Source organism: Syntrophobacter fumaroxidans MPOB (genome assembly GCF_000014965.1).
In the GTDB taxonomy this organism is placed as follows: Bacteria; Desulfobacterota; Syntrophobacteria; order Syntrophobacterales; family Syntrophobacteraceae; genus Syntrophobacter; species Syntrophobacter fumaroxidans.
Genome location: NC_008554.1, coordinates 2,303,724 through 2,324,936, shown reverse-complemented (window position 1 = coordinate 2,324,936; position 21,213 = coordinate 2,303,724). Strand labels below are relative to the sequence as shown.

At 57.7% G+C, this 21,213-nt stretch carries 15 protein-coding genes and 1 pseudogene; 4 read left to right on the top strand and 12 right to left on the bottom strand.

Features of this window, described 5'->3' with window-relative positions:
* Positions 1-467 precede the first annotated feature (467 nt).
* Entirely contained in the window at positions 468-1,457 is a 990-nt protein-coding gene (gene moaA, locus SFUM_RS09835; protein WP_011698760.1) for a GTP 3',8-cyclase MoaA, read from the top strand.
* Positions 1,458-1,916: 459 nt separating this feature from the next.
* Complete coding sequence (locus SFUM_RS09830; protein ID WP_167321332.1) at positions 1,917-2,351, top strand: OsmC family protein; 435 nt, start codon at positions 1,917-1,919, stop codon at positions 2,349-2,351.
* A 465-nt stretch (positions 2,352-2,816) separates the two neighbouring features.
* On the opposite strand, the gene SFUM_RS09825 is transcribed toward SFUM_RS09830, so the two are convergent.
* On the bottom strand, positions 2,817-3,182 hold the full coding sequence (locus tag SFUM_RS09825; protein WP_011698758.1) for an FmdB family zinc ribbon protein: 366 nt from the start codon (positions 3,180-3,182) through the stop codon (positions 2,817-2,819).
* 794 nt (positions 3,183-3,976) lie between these two features.
* Between SFUM_RS09825 and SFUM_RS09820 the strand changes: the two genes are divergently transcribed.
* Positions 3,977-5,698 (top strand): IS1634 family transposase, encoded by a 1,722-nt coding sequence (locus tag SFUM_RS09820; RefSeq protein WP_041440246.1) that lies wholly within the window; start codon positions 3,977-3,979, stop codon positions 5,696-5,698.
* Positions 5,699-5,819: 121 nt separating this feature from the next.
* Here the strand turns inward: SFUM_RS09820 and SFUM_RS21710 are convergent, their stop codons facing one another.
* The 4 genes and pseudogenes from SFUM_RS21710 to SFUM_RS09800 form a co-directional block, all read right to left on the bottom strand.
* Entirely contained in the window at positions 5,820-7,751 is a 1,932-nt protein-coding gene (locus SFUM_RS21710) for a hypothetical protein (protein WP_011698755.1), read from the bottom strand.
* Positions 7,752-7,845: 94 nt separating this feature from the next.
* A pseudogene (locus tag SFUM_RS24215) lies at positions 7,846-8,397 on the bottom strand (DUF6650 family protein).
* Between the two features lie 30 nt (positions 8,398-8,427).
* Positions 8,428-9,072 (bottom strand): hypothetical protein, encoded by a 645-nt coding sequence (locus tag SFUM_RS09805; RefSeq protein ID WP_041440244.1) that lies wholly within the window; start codon positions 9,070-9,072, stop codon positions 8,428-8,430.
* A gap of 476 nt (positions 9,073-9,548) precedes the next feature.
* Complete coding sequence (locus SFUM_RS09800; protein ID WP_011698752.1) at positions 9,549-9,752, bottom strand: hypothetical protein; 204 nt, start codon at positions 9,750-9,752, stop codon at positions 9,549-9,551.
* A gap of 270 nt (positions 9,753-10,022) precedes the next feature.
* Here SFUM_RS09800 and SFUM_RS09795 point away from each other — a divergent pair, with 270 nt between their 5' ends.
* On the top strand, positions 10,023-10,607 hold the full coding sequence (locus SFUM_RS09795; protein ID WP_011698751.1) for a hypothetical protein: 585 nt from the start codon (positions 10,023-10,025) through the stop codon (positions 10,605-10,607).
* A 245-nt stretch (positions 10,608-10,852) separates the two neighbouring features.
* Here the strand turns inward: SFUM_RS09795 and SFUM_RS09790 are convergent, their stop codons facing one another.
* The 7 genes from SFUM_RS09790 to SFUM_RS09760 all read right to left on the bottom strand — a co-directional run bounded on the left by SFUM_RS09790 (position 10,853) and on the right by SFUM_RS09760 (position 21,076).
* Entirely contained in the window at positions 10,853-11,080 is a 228-nt protein-coding gene (locus tag SFUM_RS09790; protein WP_011698750.1) for a hypothetical protein, read from the bottom strand.
* A 13-nt stretch (positions 11,081-11,093) separates the two neighbouring features.
* A complete protein-coding gene (locus SFUM_RS09785) occupies positions 11,094-11,372 on the bottom strand; it encodes a T9SS type B sorting domain-containing protein (RefSeq protein WP_011698749.1) in 279 nt (92 codons plus the stop codon).
* A 9-nt stretch (positions 11,373-11,381) separates the two neighbouring features.
* The gene (gene gpJ / locus SFUM_RS09780; RefSeq protein WP_011698748.1) at positions 11,382-16,316 is read right to left on the bottom strand and encodes a TipJ family phage tail tip protein; all 4,935 of its coding nucleotides are present in this window, start codon (positions 16,314-16,316) and stop codon (positions 11,382-11,384) included.
* Positions 16,317-16,631: 315 nt separating this feature from the next.
* On the bottom strand, positions 16,632-17,099 hold the full coding sequence (locus SFUM_RS09775) for an NlpC/P60 family protein (protein ID WP_011698747.1): 468 nt from the start codon (positions 17,097-17,099) through the stop codon (positions 16,632-16,634).
* A complete protein-coding gene (locus SFUM_RS09770; RefSeq protein ID WP_011698746.1) occupies positions 17,099-17,710 on the bottom strand; it encodes a DUF1833 family protein in 612 nt (203 codons plus the stop codon). Before SFUM_RS09770 ends, SFUM_RS09775 begins: the two co-directional genes overlap by 1 nt.
* A 2-nt stretch (positions 17,711-17,712) precedes the next feature.
* Entirely contained in the window at positions 17,713-18,063 is a 351-nt protein-coding gene (locus SFUM_RS09765; protein WP_011698745.1) for a hypothetical protein, read from the bottom strand.
* Entirely contained in the window at positions 18,056-21,076 is a 3,021-nt protein-coding gene (locus SFUM_RS09760) for a phage tail tape measure C-terminal domain-containing protein (protein WP_011698744.1), read from the bottom strand. Before SFUM_RS09760 ends, SFUM_RS09765 begins: the two co-directional genes overlap by 8 nt.
* Positions 21,077-21,213 lie beyond the last annotated feature (137 nt).

Genomic DNA, 21,213 nt, shown 5'->3' with positions numbered 1-21,213 from the left:
CTGAAGATTTACGATACCACACAGTATAGCACAACTCCGGCGTACAGGAAGTGTTAGTGTGCGGGAAAAACCGCAATGAAACGATATCGAATGTCGGCCGGTCGGCCGTGCGCGATGCGGAGCCGGGGCGCAAAGACTCGCGGCGTCGCGCGTGCCCGCCGCGAAACCGCTTTTCATCGCCCCCTCGGCCGCGACGTCGCGAAAAGCGCTCACGGATGGGCTGGCTTTTTGCCCGCGGGGGGGATAGAATAGCAGACGTTCGAAAGGATCGGCCGGTCCGGGAGGATAACGCCTCGGAGGCACATCCTGCATGGAAAAGGGACCGGGCGGGGTTTTCGAACGGATGCACGGGGGTATGTCCCGGCACGCTATGGCGGCCTGTGCCGCGAGTCGCCGCCGGACGGGGTGGCCGCGTCGAGACCATGGATGCTATTGACACGCTTCGAACTCACGCTCAAGGAACGGCCATGACTTCTCCTCCCACCGATCCCTATCAACGCCGCATCGACTATCTGCGGCTCTCCATTACCGACCGCTGCAACCTTCGCTGCACCTATTGCATGCCCGAGGGCGGCGTTCCCAAGCTGGCCCACGGCGACATTCTGCGCTACGAGGAAATCCTGAGGCTGGCCCGGATCGTGACGGCCATGGGGATCTCGAAGATCCGGATCACCGGGGGCGAACCGCTGGTGAGAAGGGACGTGCTCTTCCTGTGCGGTTCAATCGCCGGCATCCCGCAGCTCAGGAGCTTGAGCATCACCACCAACGGGGTGTTGCTGGGCCGCCTGGCGGGAGGGTTGTTCCAGGCGGGCATCAAGCGCATCAACGTCAGCCTGGATACGCTCAAGCCCGGGAGATTCGCGTCCATAACGCGGCAGGACTGTTTCGAGGAAGTCTGGAAGGGGATCATGGCGGCTCATGAAGCCGGGTTTGCGCCCATCAAGCTGAATGCGGTGGTCATGCGGGGGGTCAACGACGACGAAATCGCGGACCTCGCGCGGTTGACGTTCGAATACCCCTTTCACATGCGGTTCATCGAGTTCATGCCCTTCAAGGAAGCCGATTACGACGACCGGTTCCTCTCGTCCGAAGACATCCTCGACCGGTTGAGGAGCGTCGGGGAACTGGTTCCCGTCGAAAGCACCGATTCCAACGGTCCTGCCCGCCACTACCGGTTTGCGGGGGCGATGGGCAAGATCGGGATCATCAGTCCCATTTCGAATCATTTCTGCCCGACCTGCAACCGCTTGCGCGTGACCGCCGACGGACGGCTCCGCACCTGCCTTTTCGCCCGCGAGGAAACCGACCTCAAGCGTGCGTTGCGCCTGGGGGCTTCGGACGAAGAAATGATGCTGCTGATCCGCACGGCCATCGCCGACAAGCCCGAACGGCACGAACTGGACAGCCGGGCTTTCCGCAAGTGTATCAGTCGCCCGATGTTCGCCATCGGGGGATGAACGCCCGCGGCGGGCGATGGGGCGGATTCCGCCGCGCGGGCGGCGCGGTTGGCTGGGCTCTGCGCGGGCGGCGATGACGTGCGTTGCGGGAACCTGCCGGTCGCAGCTCGAATCCCGGGGAGGTGAGGGAACTCCTTCACGGTTCCGGCCCGGCCGGGTCGCCTGAATCCCCGGAGGTGGAACGGCATTGCGGGAGCGCACGACCGGCTCCCGGACCGGGCGATTCTCCTCTGCATTCCCACCGTCCGCGACACGAAACCGGCGACATCGGCCCCGATGACCTTTCACTTACGTTTTTCACAGGAATATCCAATGATTCGACAGGCCTCCGGCGGGTCACGCGAGGCCTTCCTCCGCGACATCCGGTCTTCGCGATGCGCGTCGCAAATCGCCGGAAGCCGGGTCGGCGCATCTTTGAGGCGGCTCCCCGTGGGCGTCGGAATGAGAAGGGAGAGGAACATGATCTATACGGTCAAGGTCGACGTGAAGGAGATCGAGAATCGCATCGTCGAATGCAAGGTTCGAAATCATGTGGTCCGTGTCGATCAGCCAAAGGAGTTCGGGGCGGACGATACGGCGCCGACCCCTCCGGAGATGCTGGCGATTTCTCTCGGCAGCTGCGTTGTTTCCACGATTCAGTTCATTGCAGCGCAAAGGAACCTCGATGTCGGGAATATCGAAGTGAGCGTCGAAGGCAGCATAGACTTCTCGAGGGCGATGGGCGTAAGCGACAGGGAGCGGGCCGGTTTCGGCGCCTTGAAGGTTGGAATACGGTTCGATTCCGGAATGGCCTCCAGGGAAAAAGAGGATTTCATCAAGACGGTGTTTGAATGCGGGGCATCGATTGACAATATTCGGAATGCGACTCCCGTGACCTGCGAAATATTGGAATAGGCAACGGACGGCCGTCATCCGATTCGCGGTTGCCCCGGCCGGCCGTGGGTCTGATACGAAGTTGCGCGCAAGATGGATCTTTCAAGCACAAAAGAGCGGGGGAATGATTCCCCCGCACCCCCCAAGTTTCGGCCACACGCGCAAGCGCGTGAGGCCGAGTGCTCGGCGCTGTCGGCGACTGGCCGAAGGCCGCCGCCGCAGCGCCACACGGAGCCGCGAAGCGGCGAGGGGGTGTGGGGGATACGTCCCCCACGCTTTTAGAGTATCATTTCGAACGCAATTATCCATGCCCCCTGCGACACCCGCGAAGCATGAAAACAGACTCCCGAGGGAGTCTGTTTTCCAGGTAAATCCGTATGAACCGTCATGATCGGCCCCGGCCGCCCGAAAATCGTATTCGCCCGGTCCGGCTTCCCGAATAGGGCGGGGACGGGTCGCGATTCCGTCGGAGGCGCCTCGCGCGGGTTACAGGTCGTCATCGCCGAACCCGGCGCCCGTTTGGGCCGCGGCATCTCCTTCGGCCATGGCTTCGTCCACGAGCGCGTCGACGTCCTCGGCGCCGAGGTCGTCCCCCATCTCGCGGCCCATTTCCTTCATCCACCGGGCCATGCTCTTCGGGTCGTTCTCATCCAGTCCCGCGAATCGCGACGGGTCCGCCAGGCGTTCGAGGCGGGTCTCCTCGGAGAGCCGCACGCGAACCCGCGAGGGCACGCGCGCCACTTCCTCGCTGCTGCAGTGTTTGCAGACGGGCGAGAAGGCTTCGGACACCCGCAGCGTGAGAATCTCGCTCTTCCTGCCGCATCGACTGCACCGGAATTCGTAAATGGGCATCCCTTCATCTCCTGTATCGGTAGGGGGTACCTGGGATCCAGGTCATGGCCGCGGCTCTCCTGGGCATCATCTCCTGTATCGGTAAGGGTACCTGGCACAAGGGTTTGCGCAAACCTCTTCCTCGCGAAGCAAGTGTGGCATTCGTCAAGCAGTTCCAAGTTACAAGATGTCCGATACCGGCGCTGACAGCCAATTGGGGCAATCCCCAAATATCGGGATGTTTATGGAATGCCGCGCTGGCTGTGTGCGTCAAGTTCGGCGATCCGGTCACGGCATATCGGGCGATCCGGGTCGCGAAGGGCGGCCGGAACCGCTTCGGCGGAGGGCGACGGCAACGGCCGCCGCGCCCTTTTGCCGCTGCTGCCGCGATGATTGGCAGCGGATGCGGCGGAATCGACGGGCGACGCGCTTCTTCCCGAACACCCACGGGAAGGCGACGCGCATTGGCGCGGACTCCTCACGCCGAAAGCCTCCCTCGACAAGATGCGGCACCACCCGCCGCCGACATTGCCGCGCCTTTCCCGACCTGTTCTTGAGTAGCAATTGTCCGGTGAAAGATCAAGAGCCTTGCCCCGCGCATGCAGTCACGATTCGCGCATCCCCTTATCGGCTCGATCGGGAGTTTAAGGAATGCCAGCCCTCCCGAACGGTTTTGTCAATAATTCAAGGCACTTTTAGTCGCCCACACCGTAGATCCTCCAAGATGCTCGAGATTTAGGGGAAAAATCTAGAAAAATTGAGGTGTTGTTCATTTTTTGCTTGACATGTCAGACCCTACTACGTATAGTGCCCGTATGGCGCACCTACACAAGAAAATGAAAAAGGATAGACCCTACTACTACGTCCGTGAGATGGCCAGGGTCGATGGGAAGCTCAAGGTGGTCGAGCAGATCTACCTCGGCAGTCCGGAGCGCATTAAACAACTGGCTACTGCGGAAAAAGGGACCTGCACCAGAATCTCGGTGCGGGAATTTGGGGCATTATGGCTTGCCAATTTGCCGGCAGGGCAGATCGACCTTGCCGGTATCGTCGACTCCGTTGCCCCAAGAATGCCAAGGGAGAAAGGACCGACGATTGGCGAGTACTTTCTCTATGCGGTATTGAACAGAATGGTGGAGGCTCGCTCCAAAAGGGCTCTTCCGACGTGGTACCAAAACACCGCCATCCAGCATATCAGGCCCGTTGATGTAAACAAGCTCAACTCGCAACGCTATTGGGAGAAATGGGAAAGGGTTGCACCCGAACAAATCGAGCAGATATCGAGTCTCTTTTTCTCAAAAGTTCGGACAATGGCCGAGAGCCGCTCGGATTGTTTTCTTTTCGATACGACCAACTACTACAGCTACATGGCCGGCCAAACGGAGTCGGAACTCGCGAAGCGGGGGAAGAATAAGGATGGAAAAGATTGGCTGCGTCAGGTCGGAGTTGCACTGCTGGCTTCAAGAGAAGGCCGTCTTCCGCTTTTCTACCGGGAGTATGAGGGCAATCGCCATGATTCGAAGGTGTTCTGGCGGGTAATGGATGAGGCGTTCTCCGCCATGCGGGGGTTTGCCGATCCCGGAGCCGAACTCACGATCGTTTTTGACAAGGGAATGAATGCGCAGGAAAATATAGAGCGAATCGATGCGTGCAAAGGTTTCCACTTCATAACCACCTACTCCACCCATTTTGCCGAGGAGTTTCTGCGCGCAAAGCTTTGCGCTTTCAAACCGGTCGATTCGGCCAGGAATCGTGAACTCGAAAGGCTTGGCAAGGAAGACGATCGCATTGTTGCCTGGAGAGGTGCAGGGGAGTTCTGGGGGAAGGAGAGGACGGTTGTAGTTACCTACAATCCCCGGACTGCCGCAAAGCAGAGGTACGGTTTCGACCGGAAGCTGCTCGAACTCCAGGAGGTGCTCTATGAACTGCGAAGCAGGGCCAAGTCCGGCAAGGCACCCTGGAATCAGTTAAAACATCTTGAGAAACATTATCTTCAGGCTTGCGAAAAGCTCTACCTGCCAAACGACCTTTATCAGTTCGATCTTGAAAAGGAGGCTGGCAAACCGAAGTTCGTCTTCAGAAAGGATTACTACCGGATAGGCAAGCACATCGAGAGGTTTGGAAAGAATATCATCGTTACCGACCACGCGAACTGGTCAACTGATGAGATCGTAAGAGCAAGCCTGGATCGCTACCTGGTCGAAGAGGCATTCCGGCAGTCAAAAGATGACGAACTCGTCAGCGTGCTTCCCATGCGGCACTGGACGGACGGAAAGATTCGCTGTCATATTTTTACCTGCATGGCAGCCCTCACGTATCTGCGCGTACTTGAGAACCGTCTGGCTCAGGCCGGAATCGGGCAAACCGCCGCTGTGGCAATGGAATCCATGCGCAACCTTCATTCATGCTTGTGCTGGTATGCCGGAAAGTCAAAACCCCAATGGATGATCGAGGAGCCCACCGAGGACCAATCCGCCATTCTCAGGGCATTCGGTCACAAAATCGCCAGTGGGGTCTTACAAAAATTAAGCGGCTAACTATTTGAATTACTTTGCCTAATATCCTGTTTTGCCCTGGGATTCCTTAAACTCCTGACAAAAGCAATTCCATACGTTGTGTCGAAATGAAAAATTGTGATCTTTCAGGGAAATGAGCGTCTTATTTGGGGATTTTCGATAAGAACTTTGCGGAAAGCAGCTTGTGTAACCTTGCCGCAAAAGATTTTTCCTGTTGCTTGAAAAAACGAGGCAATGAAAAATCAAAAAAGAACTTTAGAAATGTCAAGAATCCACCAGTCAATATCAAAATATTAAAAATACTGGTGTAAAATCTTGAGTTTACAACGAAAGGAGTAGTTATGAACGAACTAGCAAAAGCAATGAAAAAGAGTAAAATAAGTGCAATCACCTTTACCAATAGAAAACAAATTTTAGCTATTTTTTGAGAATACCAAAATATATTTGTTTTAAGATTTTCTGCTTCAAGCCTTAAAATATTTCTTTCCGCTGTAACTGTGCGAAGCTCCTTCTCTCCGACTGCTAATGCTTGCTCCTTTTCTTTTACCAAATCGGCTTTTACCCGCTCAAGAATAATTCTGATACTTCCTCCGCTAAGTGCTTCCTCGTTCCCGAGAGTCAGATCCATCAATTCCTTGGCTACCACCGGGGAAGCCCTGAGCAAAGCGTGATCATCTGGCGTTAAAGTCCCCTTTAGCCTGAGTAAATCGAGTTCCCTTAAGTATTTGGTCCATAAAGAAGCAGTCGGCTCCATCGCCGCGTAACACGCAGCCATAAGCTCCTTGGTTGGAAGTTCAGGGGCTCCAAGTGGGGCTTTCAACCATGCAACATTTGCGAGGCTGTAGTCGGTGATTACACTCGAAACCTCTTTTGTTGAATTATGATTCTTTCCAACTTCAAAAGCTGCTTCAGCAAAGCTCGTATTTGTCGTGACAAAAACGGCTACTGCATCCTCCAGTCTTCTTGGCACTTTTCCACCACGTAGTACATAAATGCTTCTAACTGAATTGATATCATGCTTAATGGCATCAGGATTTCTGTAGTGGACTTTGGAGCTTATCGCTTCTTCTAGCTCTGCTTCTGAGATTTGCAGATCTATCTTATAAGCTGGGGTGGGGAGAATAATAAATTTCTGTTCTTTAAGATGTTCAATTAAATTCTCGCGAAGAAGTATTAATTCACTTCTTTTATATTCATTTCTCCGCATAGATTGAATCAGCTTACCCTCTGCGAGTGGATCGTCCAATTTCTGTTCAGCCCCCAAGAGAACTCTACGGATCTCGTCAATAGTGTGCTCGAATATCGCTATTTTCCCCTTCAGATGACGAATCAAGGAAAACAATTCTTCAGCAATCTGATGTTCTTCATCCCCTTGTAGCTTTAAATAATTAAGAGCTAACGCTGTATCAATATAAAAAGTGAGTTTATTGAACTTTTTTTCAATCGATTCTAGATCTGGGCAGACTAGAGCATTTGAATACATATGTCCTTTGACCAAAATTATTACGCTATCAAAAACTGGGTTATCTTCCTCATGCAAAGTTTTGATAAATTTTCCTACTATATATTGTTCTCGTGGTGCAGATAGAGGGACATGGGGTAGCGAAGTCTTAAAAACATATGCTCTCAAAAAATCAACGCCAAACCTGCTGAGAAAAGCAAATAATGCTCTAGATATATCACTTTCGGACCAATCAAAACCATATATTGATTTAACAAACAATTTTAGATGCTCATAAACATCTGATATATTACGCTGTGCACTCTTGCGCTTTTCGTGAAAGTCCACTAATGGTAAATTGCCACTAATAGTATATAAATTATTTGTTTTTTGGAGCAACCCCTTTTTAACCATTCTCCGAAGGACCAGTTGAGAACCACGCAAGGGAATTTGAAGGCCAAAATCTTGAAGTAATAATTGACTAATAATATCATCAGTTACTAAATCGGGTTTATGTGCGTTTAGAACGTGAACTACCAATGATTGCATATAATCTAAATAATCACGATTTGTCTCATCCAAATCAACTTTTAAAATTGCAAGGCTAACAAGGGTGGTGAGCTGATCGGTCATATTGGGTACCTGTTAAAAGTGGAGTGTTCGATAATGTACCAGCGCAGGCTCTTGTGGACGCTGGGATTGTTCTGGCCTTTGCTCGTGAAGATGACTATTTTGGATTCTTGGATTTACTGCTTCGCCCCAGAGCAGGTGTTTCAGAGTCGCTTTGTTCATCTTCCGCTGGTAGAATCTCGTTGAGTTGTTGTTCAATCTGGAGATCATATGCGCACGCGATGCGTGCGATGTGAAGACCGAAAATTGCCCTCAGTTCACCAAGAGCTTGGCATAGATGACTCTCCATTGCCCAGTGTTGTGTTCGCCTCGGGCCTTCGCCTTGAGTCGCTGTCAGAAATTTGCGGCAACAATCCCGCATTGCAGTAACGGCTTGTCCAAGAACGTTTTCGCGTGAAATCTGCTACAAGTCGACCGTAAGGCGTTGGCGAATCTCCAGGATGGACTCGACCACATAGTATCCCACTTCACTGTCGTAAGGCATAAAGAGAACGCGTCGATCCTCGAGGAAGACAAGCAACTTTTTGGCAACATCGGCTTCAGCGATTGGTGGAGTCCAATTGACGCCGCCGACTGGCGTTGAAACCCCCGTGAGCCTGCTGAGCAGTCCCTTGCCCTTGAGTTTGGTAAGGCTTGGCTTCTTGCTCATTTCTCCCCTCTCAGACGAAAGATTCCTGTTTCATTTCAGCCACCCAGCAATCTCTGGAGCGGCAGTGCCGAGTATCGCGCCCACGAATAACCACAGTGCACCCACAAGAGAAATGCGTAAACCGCCGATCTCCGACATCTCCAGCATAGCGCGAAGGTCTTCAACTTGTCTTCTGCGTGTCTCTTGTTCTGTCTCTAAGAGATCAACCTGGGTTTGGAATCTATCATCGATTTCTTTTTGAGTTTGGGTTATTCGATCGTTGATGTGCGATATATTTTCTTCCAATTTATCGACGCGTGTCTCAATCGTGGCATCGGAATTAGCGCTCGCTGCGGCATTTGCACGCCCCTGCCCCGTAAACACTGGCATAGTAGAATTGACCTCTCCGGATACAGCCTGTCGCCAGCATGGAAGAAAGATACTAAACCACTGGCGAACTACGCTAAGTGAGTCGGGGCGCCCGAAGAGCATGCGGGTTTTCTGAATTCCCCATACTACGGTGAATAACCCGGCAAGTTGAAGTAGTAATCCAGCAATTCGTATTCGCGGTTCGCTAAACCCATATTTCAAACACGGAAAGATCACAATCAATATAAGAAAGAGAGCAAGCCAAAGGTGCCAGGCTTTTATTAATTGGGACCAGGACACCCGGAACTGGCTTAACAGTCTATCCATCTCAGTACGAAGGCTCATTGCGATGATGACCACCAATGTCTTTGTGGCATGTTTGCATGTGTCCAGGAAGGAAAACGTTTCTCCTTCCCAAATCTAAATACAACATTCTGTCCGGTTAGTGAATTCCCATTTGTCATAATCGCCGCACCGCGCTATGTTGATCAGAATGGCTGGCCACTGCAAGTCGTTGTGTCCGAACAGGCTGCACGCGGTTCTTGTCCGCAGAATAGGTAGCCCATACGCAACCTGATGGGGACAAAGCATCCCTCCTCACTTCGCCGCGCACCGCAGCAACAAGGGGCGAATTCTCCGGAATGTCTTCCATGCCGTGACGAACCTAAGGACTATTATCACCGTGCTTGCTGGCCACGTTGCCGCAGAAGCTGCAAGGCTCGAATAGACAGCACGTTGTGAACAAAAGGAGTGATTTGAATGCCATACCAGGGTATGAGGCGAAGAGTATTTATATCGGCTCTTCAATCAACCTCCACATACCCGAATTCAAACCTGTTCTCCCCGCCGCAGGCAAGCGTCACCGTGAACCGCAGGACATGTTTCCCCTTTTTCTCATCTCCCGGAAACTTGAACCGCAGCCTCACCATCGGGGAAACGATCTGGAGAGCCCCGTCGACCAGGTCGGCGGTCGCCTCGGCCGCGCCGAGGAAGCTTTTGACGATCACGTTTGAGATCGGGTCTCCGGCCGGGTCCGGCAGAGTTCCCCGGAAGGAAAAGACATACGGGCCTCAGTACCGGGTTGCGGATTCACCTTGAGGTTTGCCACATCAAAATCGCGGTTCCGTCTGCGAATCGGTAAGAGACCGACCTCTCTCCGCCTTATACCATGATTGTTCGGATTTCACACATATGCCTTCAGATGTTTAGCTTGACATTTCACGGCGGTAAAATATCCTATTGTCATTTGATTATCTTTGATTACGAAAGGATAATGAATGGCATCCAAGGAAAAGATCGAGGAGCCTATAGTTCTTCCCAAGCTGAACATCCAGGAAATGCGGATCACGCTTATAGGGGATTCGCCGCTCATCTGTCATGCGTGGTCTGAAAAGGCAAAAAAGCAAATATTGGACAAGCAGCAGAAAAAGGCGCGTCAGGCCAGGGCGGCAAAGGATCCTCAACGTGATTTCGAAGAATCGCTCTATAGGCACCCGGAAGGGGGTTACGGTTTCCCTGCCGTTGCTTTCAAGGCGGCGGCCGTCGATGCCTGTTCTCATGTCGAAGGGATAACGAAGGTCCAGGCCCGGGGGGCTTTTCATATCGTAGGCGAGCTGGCGAGGCTCGACGGGGAGCCCCGGATGCGGGCGGACATGGTCCGGGTGGGCCTCGGAACGGCCGATATCCGGATACGGGCGGAATTTCCCGCGTGGTCGACCACGTTGGACATCCGCTATAACGGCAACGTGCTGTCGATGGAACAGATCGCCAACCTTTTCAACACGGCCGGTTTCGCCGTCGGGGTCGGTGAATGGCGGCCCCAGAAGGACGGTTCCTACGGCATGTTTCATGCCGAGGCGTGAGTGTTTGTCGACCGGGCGGATTGTACGAGGCACGGCAACAGGCGGAGCAAGGCGCAACGGAAATGGCGTGGCAGGGCAGGCAAGGCGTGGCGTGGCGAGGCTAGGCAAGGCGTGGCTAGGCTTGGCAGGCTCGGAGGTGAGCGCCGATAGGTTGCTCCGCACGGAGAACGGGGAGGCACAACGCCTCTCCGTTCCATTTTGCGCCTTGTTAACCGGTCTGACAGCCGTCACCATCGCTTTGTCGCTCATTCCCTGCTCGCCACCACGATTTGGGAAAGAACCTGGTTGCCCCTGATCGTGACCACGGGTTCGAGCTTGCAACCGTGGGCGTCGAGGACCTGCTGGAGCGCCTTGGAGCATTCGAGCACGCGCTGCGTTCTTGCCGTCTCCAGCATCCGCGCGGCGTCTTCGAGCGTCGGTCCGGCTTGTGTGTCCGGCGCGCACTCCATCGCATTGTTCGGGTATTCGTTCATTTGGCTCCTTTCCTTACCAGTCGACGTCTTCATTGGAACTCACTGTGCCGGGATATTTCGACACCAGCAGGGCATCCATGTCATCAAACGCCTGTTTCGGGACCGCGATCAGCGATTTGACGAAGGCATCCGCATTCGGATGCTGGGCCGTTTCCCGGCGCACCACGTTGCCGCCCGCATCCAGGATGGCCACGGTCACGGCCGCCTCCGCATGGTCCCGGTAGAGCTGGATCGTGATCGCCTCGATTTTTGCCGTGGTGATCGTCACCTGCGTCGATAGCGCGATGCTCATTTCACCTCCTTACGATGTTGCGAGGAACCTCATGTTTTCCAATGCGACCAGGATCGCCTTGACGGCCGTCTGCAAGCTCGTGGAGTCGGCATCCGGGTCCGCAATGTGCGGTTGCTGGTAGAGCCTGAGCTCCGGGCCGCCTTCAAGACGGAAATGCGGGGCGGCGTTCCCGGCCGATATATCTTTTGAATACATCTGGAAGGCGTCGGCCGGGGAGCTGGTGGGCGCGGTCCCCGTGCCGACGCAGAGCACCCTCGCGGCGCTCGTGCCGAACGTGGTTCCGCCGATTCTGAGGTTTGCATCCTTGTCGAAAAGAAACAGGTTGACCAGCGACTCATCCGTCAGGCGCTGCCGGATCGTGAACTTTCCGTAAGGGGTATATCCGCCTAGATTCAGGTACGCCTCGCCGGGACTCGATGCATGAGCGCGGCCGTACATGACAAGCGACGCCCCTTTGAGCCCATCCTCCCCGGCGCAAATGCTGAGATATGAGTCGTTGACGTAGGCCCCGATCCGCAGCGCGGACGTGACGATGTTCCCGACGGAATCAATCTCGAACACATTATTGTATTCCGATGCGTTGCGATTCCGGATAACGAGCTTGCCGGTCGACGCATACCCGCCAAAGGTCAGGTACATATTCCCGGCACAAGTCGCATGATCGCGGCCGTAGAGCGTTACCCCAGCCCCGGAAGTCACGTTGGTGGCGCCATGCACGTTCAGATAGCTGTCGTCGACATTCCGGGATATGTTCGCCCCGGTGAGCTGGCCGCCATTGATTGGAAAGAAATCGGCAGCGTCTTTGCCGTCCACCTGGTCGGCGTTGAGGTTCGTAACCTTTGTGGTCGAGGCAACCGTCATCGGTGCCGTTCCAGTTTCCAGGGTGGATTTAATCTGCCCAGCCAGAATCGTAACCACGCCACCGAGATATATCGTATAGGCATCGATGTTTACGATTCCCCCGCCAGAAGGTGTTGTCTTCAATTGAATGACATCCGCATCGACCCTGAAACGCCCGTCGCTTTCAGTGTTCATTTCCAGTGCGACGGCGTAGCTGTCGTTTGACGCATTGAACTTGATCGTACTGTGGTTCCCGGAGCCCACCCCATAGGCCCTAAAATACATGTGGCCGCCCTGAGAGAAGTGGTAATCCCCGTTGACCTCAATCACCAGAGAATCGTCGAAAGTGTCATTCCATGCCCATATCCGCGCGATAGGATAGGAAACATTCGTTCCCCAGTTGACACTTCGAGTGGAGTCCCAAGTTTGACCGGTTACAGGAAGAATCCTGACGCCAGTGCTCTCCAGGATGACATTGCCGCCCCCCAGATACGCCTTCCCGGTGCTTGCCAGCAGGTAGAATTCCTTGGTGGTTTCATCGGAGTAGCCGGCGATCTGTCCCTTGCTGATGATGATCCTGGGGTCCGGGGAGAGGCCCGTGCGAAAGTAGCCGCCGTCGGTCAGGGTGATGGCGCGCGCCCAGAGGCCGTCGAGGAAGAGATCCTGTTCGGTCACCAGGGTGGCGCCGTCGGATTTCTTGAGGTTGCCGGGAACGGTGGAGCCGTTGCCGAGGGTCGAGCCCAAAGTCGCGCCGGCTTCTGCGGGTTCCAGGGCGTCCACCGTGGTTCCGGTCTTGTAGCGCAGATCGGCGGCGAGCTCGATGCCGTGGATGAGGATGGAGCGCGAGGCGGCGTATTCGATGAAGAGCTTGCGGTTTGCCGTGTCCACCGGCAGGAGCGCCACGGCGTAGCGGGTCTGGCGCTCGACCCCGAGAACCTGGTAGGAAGAGCCGTCGGCCACCCCGGAAAAGAGCCATTCGGCCTTTTCTCCCTTGCGCCCGGCCACGCGGTACCACACCTCGTAGTGCTTGAAGGCCGGATCGGCGCAGGGTTCGAAATCGATGTCGATGCCCTTGACCTGCCTGCCCCCGGGGCCGTCGACGCTGATTTCGGTCAGTTTCACCCGCCTGGGCTGCATGGCCTTGAGGGCGAGCTGCGCCGCACTCCCCGGGTTCGGGGCCGAATCCTCGTACTGGTAGACCTCCGGGCGGTATTCGATAAGGGAGAGGGTGCATTTTTGCTCCATCGACTTCCTGATGGAAAGCACCCGGAAAGGGCGCGTGATGGTGTCGACCTGCCCGAAGGCGTAGACGTCGAAAGGCGCCGGGATCGGATCGAAGGGAACCGAAACGGAAAGGGTCTCGTGCGATCCTGCCTCGGAGGTTACGATGCGTTCTGCAAGGGAGTCCCCGGAGAGGCGCACGATCACCTTGCAGGTGAGCCCCGCCTCGATGCTCACCGCCTTGTCCAGGGTGACCCGGGAGGCTATGACCGTGGCCACGTCGAAGTTTTCAAGCACGTTGAGCTCTTCGGCGACGAAGTTCCCGCTCTGCCCGGCAAGGGTGAGGCGGCCTGCGGCCGTGCCGGCGGCCCAGGACCCGGACGTGACGTCAACCGCCACAACCCGCGCCGACGCCCAGGAGGTACCCCCGATGACGGTGTCGCCGGGCTTGATTTCATACGGGCCTCCGGAGGTGAAGGAAAGGACCGGGGCGATCCGGCCCCCTTCGCCCCACTGGGGCACGTCGTGCTGGATGTGGACCACGTCTCCTATGTCCGCGTTCACGGCTTCGACGTCGAGATCGAGCTCCACGGTGCGGACCAGGTACTTGTTGCACATGAGCCGGAACATGCCCGCGCGCCACGCCTCGCTGCGCTTCGTCACCCCGAAGAGCTCGATCGCCGCCCGGTACCCGGTCGACCGCGCGATGTCCGGCCGGTAGACCGTGAGCTTGTCCCGCTCCCAGGTTTCGCCGTCGATGAAATCGACCTCGATTTCCGTCGCCCGCTCCTCAAGGGGCAGGAAGATTTCCCGGAATTTGGACTCCTCGATGTTTCCCACCGTGTAGAGGTTCACGGGATCGGCGGGCTTATCGATTGCGACGGTGAGCTTGGAGCCGTTCCAGACGGGAATCGCGCGGCCCACCTGGCAGACCCGCGCCACGGCCTCCCACATGGACGTGTCGTAGTCGAAGCCGCCGTTGAAGGTGATGCGCTTTTCAAGCCCTTCGTTCGTTACGGCCCAGTAGGCCGTATCCGTGGGCGGGGGCGAAGGGACCGCGGTCGCCTGGATGCACATGTATATCCTGCCCGCGTAGCGCACCCTGTCGTTTACGGCGTAGGCGACGGCGGTGCTGAAGGGCGACCCCGTGCCGTCGCTTACCTTCTCGTCGCAATACTGCGCCCATTCAAGGAATTTTGGCGCATCGAGGCGCTCGGGAGGCAAACCGTCGTAGCGCAAGACGGTGTAGGGATTGGCCTCCGTGCCCGCGCCTCCGATCACGGGCTGGCTCAGGATGTCGTAGGCGACCCAGGCCGGGTTGTTCGAGTACTCGATGCTCCAGCTCGATCCGTCAAAGACCCGGATCACGGCCATCTCCCCGACGCACGAAAACCGCAGCGACCCCGAGAGCTGGTCCGTTGCCCGGGCGCTCACGGCGACCAGCACGTGCCGGGGGTATTCGAAGGGGTCGCACAGCACCTCGGCCACCCCCGCAAAATACATGTCCTGGCCGTACCGGTTCTGGGGAGTGGCCGTGGGCGTCACCCGCGTCACCCGAACCTGGTATTGCCCCTTTTCGCCGTCCGGCACCCGGTAGCGCATGGTCCAGTGCCTGGGCTTCTCGCTCTGGCCGAAGGCGTCGAAATAATCCTGCCAGACCTCGTAGGAATCGGTTGAAGTGGCTATGTATTCGCCCCCGTCGTCTCCGATCCAGTGCCAGAACAGCTCGGTCTGGTCGGGATAGACCTCCCCTTCGTAATGGTCGTAGAACCCCGACGTTCCGGCGAGGTTTTCAAACCAGACGTCCGCCCCTTCGTGGCCCGTCCAGTCGGGATCGGCCCCCGGGTCCACCCATTTGCCCAGGGACCAGCGGGCCCCGGAGACGAACACCTTGTTGTACCCGGCAACATCCGAGGGCTGCCGGGCGATGTGATGCCACGTGGAGGTTCCGACCTTTCGCACCGCGATCTGGAACCGGACGGCGAAGCCTTCGAGGCCCGAGCTTTCGGGCGGGTAATGCCAGAGCCCCTCGGGAAAGGAGATATCGACTTCCAGGGCGTCGAAATCGTTTCCCACGGTCGTGTAGGTGTACGGGGAGCCGTGGACCACCTTGACCGAGGCGGGGTATTCGATCTTGGTCTTCTTGAAGTCGGAGATGGGGGCCTGGTTTAGGCGGCCGTAGCGGACGCGCACGTGCACGGCCTTGAAGTGCTTGATGGCCTGGTCGTTTATGCGAAAATCCCCGAGGCTTTTCACCGGTCCGAGCCCCAGGCAGATGAGGGCGTTGAGAATCTGGGTCGAGTCGCGGTTTTCGATGTGGCTTGCGACGATGTTGCCGTAGATGCGGTTCTTGCCGTACCAGCGCGGGACCGGGACTCCCTGCTGCTCGGTGTTCTGGGGCGCCCAGTTGTAGGCCTGGCTGTCGAGGGCGGTGTCGGGCTTTTTGGGGGCCTGGGGAGGAAGCAGCACGTTGATGAGGATGCCGCCCACGAGCATGGTTCCGAAGATGAGCCAGCCCGGCACGCCCATCGCCTGCATGATGAAACCCGCGGCCACCAGGGCGATCTGCAGGATGAACCGGAGGATGCCCTTGAATCCGTCGTCGAAGCCGAGCTCAGGGACGATGAGCACCTGCCTGCCGGGCATGGGATAAACCCGGGAGCGCTCGCCGGGGGCGATCTCCAGGCCGTCGAGGAAGACCTTCACGGGGAGGTTTTCCGGGACGCGCGATGCGACGACGTCGGAGAGGCTCATGCCCGGCTTCCATTCGACCAGGTCGATGCGCCGCTCCGATCGCCGGAACGGGTGATCGACGCTCACCACCCGCAGGTGCCCGGGCGGGACGGGGGCTGTCCCTTCAACAAGATCCTTGGATTCGCTCATTTAATCGGTCCTGGTTTGGTTCTTTCTTTTTTTCCTCACGCCACGGCGCAAAGACGCTACGAAAACCGTCTGATACGGATTTGCGTTCAAAATGATATTCTAAAAGCGTGGGGGACGTATCCCCCACACCCCCTCGCCGCTTCGCGGCTCCGTGTGGCGCTGCGGCGGCGGCCTTCGGCCAGTCGCCGACAGCGCCGAGCACTCGGCCTCACGCGCTTGCGCGTGTGGCCGAAATTTGGGGGGTGCGGGGGAATCATTCCCCCGCTCTTTTGTGCTTGAAAGATCCATCTTGAACACAACTTCCTCTGAATACGGTTACTCGGGCCAAGGGGGCATTCCATTGCAGTTCCTTATTTCCCAGAACCCGGTGATGCGGTGATGCCAGGACAGGCAATCGAGCCGTTCGACGGCCACGCGGCATCCCCGCATGATGTGGATGAACCGGAAGCGGTCGGCCAGGACCACGCCGATGTGCGACGTGAAGGGCGCAACGATCCGGAAGGTCACGAGGCAAAAGGGCTCCGGGGAGCCAAGCTCGATGAAGCCGTCCGCGGCGGCCCTTGCGATTTCGAGGTGGCAGCTTCGAGCGTCGCGGCCGTGCGTGTAATCCTCCGGGATGGGGCGGCCGACGCGCCGGCGGACCTCGGCCGCCAGGCCGTAGCAGTCGTAGGCGTTCGGCCCGCGCCCGCCGAGCTCGAAGGGTTTGCCCAGAAGGTCGACGTAGGCAAGGGGCTTCTCGATTTCGGCGACGGGACAGGCGTCCCGGGCAGGCGTCGTCGGCATCACGCAACCCTCCATCCCTTCTCGGAGAGGCCCCGGTAGCCGCCGAACCGGCGCGTGTTGGACCGCTTCTCGCAGTTCTCGAAGCTCCGGTCGCAATCCGTGAAGGCCCCCGAATAGCCGCATTCATGGCCCTTGAATTCCCAGTGGCAGTGTTTTGCGATGAACCGGAATGGGGGAAACCTGCGCCTCAAGGGGTTGGGGGCTCCCAGGGTGAAGACGATCCATTCGGCGTCGGCCGAAGTCGAGACCACCGTGAAGGTCATGTCGAGCTCGGATGCGTCCTCGGAGAGGTAGCCCGCGTTCACCACGCGGATGGTGACCGTCGCCCCGACGGCGCCGTCGAGCTGCTCCAGGTAGGCGTGGATCACCTGCGTGACGTTTGCCACCTTGAGCGACACCGACGGGATTTCCCCCTTGCTGTTCTCCTCGGTGGGCTCAAGCAGGAATGGAAAGGCCGTGTAGACCCGGCCGCTCCAGGTGACGTTTTGGTTGTTGCTGCAAAAATAGAGCTTGTGCGTCGCGTCGAGCTCGATATCGAGGAGCACGATCCACGGGTCGGGCGTGGCCAGCTTGTTCTTTTCGCGGACCAGCACGGCGGGCAGGGATTTCACGGCTACACCTCCTCAAGGGTCATTTCGACCTTCCACCAGGTTTTGTGCCAGAGGGCCGTGTATTTCACCGGCTCGGCGAAGCGCACCACCTTGATCGCGCCGTCGATGGGATGGGTCCAGTTGAAGGAATCGGCCCCGACTTTGACCGTGTCCTCGAATTCGGCCACGGCCGTCTTGTCGAAGAGGTGGAGCGGCGAGTAGACCACGGTGTATTTTTTCGGGATGCGCGTGGTGCGGGCGCGCGTCTTGGTGTAGCCGGCCTCGGATCGCGCCCGGATCGTGGGGTCGAAGGCTTTTTCCTCGGACCAGGAATCGATTGCGGGCGTTGTGTCAAACGTCGGGAAATCAGCCATTGCGGTTCCCCCTTATCATCTTCCAGATGTCTCCCCCGCGGCTGTAGTCGTCGAGGATCACGTCGACCACGTAGCGTTTGCCGTCGAAGGCCGCGCGGGTCTTATCGGCCGTGACCGGCGTGTTCGTCTTGTTTTGGACGTTGACGACGACCTCCGGGGCGCGGTTTGCGGCGCCGTATTCGCGGGTTTCCCGGCGCGAGAGCACCCGCTCGCCCCGCTGCAGGACGGCCGGGAACTCATCCGGGGCGAGCCCGTCGTGGAGGCGCGGGGCGCGGGCGAACAGATACGAGGCCACGTATCGGTGGTCCGGCAGGCTTTCGGCCGGTCCTCCCCGGTGCCCGATCCCGGCGTAGGTCTCGACCCCGTAGGCGCCGGTGGTCGGACCGCCGCCGCCAAAGAGTCCCTTTAGCCAATCGAAGAGACCGCCTTCACCGCCGAACATTTGCGTGAGCAGTGCCTTGTACTGCATGCGGAGGATGTCCCTGATGATCGAGTCGGCAAAGCTCGAAAAGTCCATCTTGCCGGTCATGGTGAATTCGGCCAGGGCGTCGGCCGCGGAATCGATGCCGCGCTTCAGCATTTCGATTGCCTCAAGGCCCTGGCCGAACGCCGTCGGCATTTCGCGCTGCCATTTCTTGAGTCCTTCGGACAGGCCGTCCATAAAGGAGCCGTCGCGCTGGAGGCGGAGCAGCCGTTCCTGCTCGGCATAGAGGCGCTCGTAGGCCGCCCGGAGCTCCGGGTCGGCCGCGAGGATCTTCCGGTCCTTTTCGGCCCGGAGCAGGAGAATCTGGAGGGCGAGCTGCTCCTGGAGGGTTCCGGTCAGCTTGCCGTATTCGAGGTTCAGTTGGGCGAGATCCTCCGCGCGTTTCGCGTCGTCTTCGGCCTTCTTCATGTCCTTGGTGAGTTGCAGATTGCGGTCGACCTTGTCGCCGTATTCCTGGGCGGCTTTCTTCAAGGCGTCGTATTTCGTCTTGAGATCCGCAAGCTGCGCCCACGCCTCGGCAGTTCCGCCCCGGCTGCCGGAGAGTTTTTGCTCCATTTCGAGATAGGCCTGCTCTGCATCGGCCACCTCCTTGGCGAAGGCTTCCTTGCGCTTTGCGGCCTGGCGGTCGATCCGCTCGGCTTCGGCGTCGTAGTTGCGGCCGGATTGTTCGAGCTGTGCGATGCGGTACTCGGAGTCGAGGTCTTCGAGCTCGGAGTAGAGCTTTTGCATGCGCTCCCTGAACTGAAGCACGTCCTTGTCGATCTTGTCGATGTCGATGGGGGATGCGCCGGAGGCGGCGCCACGGGCCGTGGTTTTGCGGACGGCTTCGGCGCCGGCCAGATATCTGCCCCAATACGCCTCTTCTTCGGCCTGTTGTTTTTGTGCCGATATGGCGGAAAAAACCTCCGGTGCGGCATTTTCCTTGAGAGCCAGTTCCCAGGCTGTCGCCTGTTTTCGAATTCTCTCCGTATACGCGGCGGCGATCGCCTGCTGCCTGGGGTCCCCGCCTTGAAGAGCGACCGCGATCTTAGCCTTCAATCCCTCAATGGACTTGCTGAGATCGTCGCTCAGGCCGGTGAGATTTATGCGGGCGACTTCTTCGAGCTTCTTCTTGAACGAGTCCAGGTCCATTGCGGCTCTGGCCGCCTCATATCTCACGCTGCCGATGTTCCCGGCTGCCGTTTCCTGTGCCGCGGCAACCGCGTCGGAAGACTGCTTGAGGCTTTTGAGGAAGGCGTCGAGCTCCTCGGTGTTCTGGGCGGCCGCAACCATTTGAGCGCGGAAGTTCTCAAGGGAGGTGACCGAATTCGAGATATCAAGATTCGCCAGGCCGATTTGAGGGGCGCCCAATATCGACCCGCCAATGCCTCCGGCTTTCCAGTTGGCTATGGTTTGCTGGTCTTCGACGATTTTCGCCATGAGCTGCTTCACGCGCTCCAAGCGCTGCACGTCGGTAAAATCAGCCAGCTCCGGACCGGCAAATCCGGCTGGAGTATTCTGAAGGGCGGCCGCCTTTTGAGCTTCCTTCATCGCCTTGTATGCGATGCCCACGGCCCCGAGCGTTTTTGCAAGGCTTTCCGCAAGGGCAATGGCCATGCGCAGAGTGTCGTTCAGGAGCTCGAAGGCGTTCACCAGTTCCGGGTTGAGTTTCAAATTCCCGGTGACCGCATCGACCTGGAGCGCATAGTCGGTGAATCGCTTGAGGCTCGCTTTGAGGCTCTCGAAAAATGGTTCGGTGGCTTTGCCCAGAACGTTTGCCAGGGCATCCTGGGCATTGCTGAGGAGCCCCGAATAAGTCGTCTGGGTGACCTGGCCGAAATCCTGGAACGCCTGCAGCTTGCCCATGATGAAGGTAAACAGGCCTTCCGCGTCCCCCTGGAGTTTTCGAATATCCTCCGGTGTGATGCCGAGGGCGGTCGCGATAAGAGTATTGCGCGGAGTGATCGTCCCCTTGAGCAGGGACCGGGTCTCTTCCGCCATCATGTCGAGAGGGATTTGCATGGCGGAGGCGGCCTGCACCATCGCCAGGGTGTATTGTCGCACCTGGTCGACGGAGAGTCCCTCGGACAAACCCGGCGAGAGCGTCTGCTGAAACGCCTTGAGCAATTGCTGAAACGTGGCCGTCGTCTTGAGGTTGTCGACCTGGAGCTGCCTGGTGAGATCGGCCGAATAGGCCATGGCCGCGTTTATCCTTTGCTGCCCCTGCAATTGTTGGCCCTGTTGATCGACAAATTGGCCTTGTGCCGCCAGGAGGGTCGCTATGCCGAGGCGCGCATCCTCGACCTCTTTGTTGAAGCCAAGACCGATCTCAGCGGCTTTCGCCGCCGCCATAGCGGCAGCGAAGCCCTGCAAAAGGCTGATGGCCGAGGCGAGGCCGGCGCCCATCGACGAAATCGCGCTATTTGTGCCCGCAATGGAGTTGCAGGCGGAGGATTTGAACCGATCGAATTCGTCGGAGACCATGCGTATGTTCTTCACGGCCTTACTGGAATCGGCAACGATCACAATCTGGATCCTGTTTTCCGCCATTGTCGGTTCTTCCCTCCAGGCAGGGCTGAGGCCTCGCCCTGCATCCGAAATGACCCGTTCAAAGCCGCCGGTTTTCGTAGCGTCGTTGCGCTGTGGCGTGAGCAAGGAAAAGAAGAACCGAAGCAGCCTCACGCACC

Excerpts from the sequence above, each read along its gene's own strand:
- SFUM_RS09830 (WP_167321332.1), top strand. The coding sequence starts at position 1,917 with ATGATCTATACGGTCAAGGTCGACGTGAAGGAGATCGAGAATCGCATC.
- SFUM_RS09820 (WP_041440246.1), top strand. The coding sequence starts at position 3,977 with ATGGCGCACCTACACAAGAAAATGAAAAAGGATAGACCCTACTACTAC.
- SFUM_RS09795 (WP_011698751.1), top strand. The coding sequence starts at position 10,023 with ATGGCATCCAAGGAAAAGATCGAGGAGCCTATAGTTCTTCCCAAGCTG.
- SFUM_RS09805 (WP_041440244.1), bottom strand. The coding sequence starts at position 9,072 with ATGGATAGACTGTTAAGCCAGTTCCGGGTGTCCTGGTCCCAATTAATA.
- SFUM_RS09760 (WP_011698744.1), bottom strand. The coding sequence starts at position 21,076 with ATGGCGGAAAACAGGATCCAGATTGTGATCGTTGCCGATTCCAGTAAG.
- SFUM_RS21710 (WP_011698755.1), bottom strand. The coding sequence starts at position 7,751 with ATGACCGATCAGCTCACCACCCTTGTTAGCCTTGCAATTTTAAAAGTT.
- SFUM_RS09785 (WP_011698749.1), bottom strand. The coding sequence starts at position 11,372 with ATGAGCATCGCGCTATCGACGCAGGTGACGATCACCACGGCAAAAATC.
- SFUM_RS09825 (WP_011698758.1), bottom strand. The coding sequence starts at position 3,182 with ATGCCCATTTACGAATTCCGGTGCAGTCGATGCGGCAGGAAGAGCGAG.
- moaA (WP_011698760.1), top strand. The coding sequence starts at position 468 with ATGACTTCTCCTCCCACCGATCCCTATCAACGCCGCATCGACTATCTG.
- SFUM_RS09765 (WP_011698745.1), bottom strand. The coding sequence starts at position 18,063 with ATGGCTGATTTCCCGACGTTTGACACAACGCCCGCAATCGATTCCTGG.
- SFUM_RS09775 (WP_011698747.1), bottom strand. The coding sequence starts at position 17,099 with ATGCCGACGACGCCTGCCCGGGACGCCTGTCCCGTCGCCGAAATCGAG.
- gpJ (WP_011698748.1), bottom strand. The coding sequence starts at position 16,316 with ATGAGCGAATCCAAGGATCTTGTTGAAGGGACAGCCCCCGTCCCGCCC.
- SFUM_RS09790 (WP_011698750.1), bottom strand. The coding sequence starts at position 11,080 with ATGAACGAATACCCGAACAATGCGATGGAGTGCGCGCCGGACACACAA.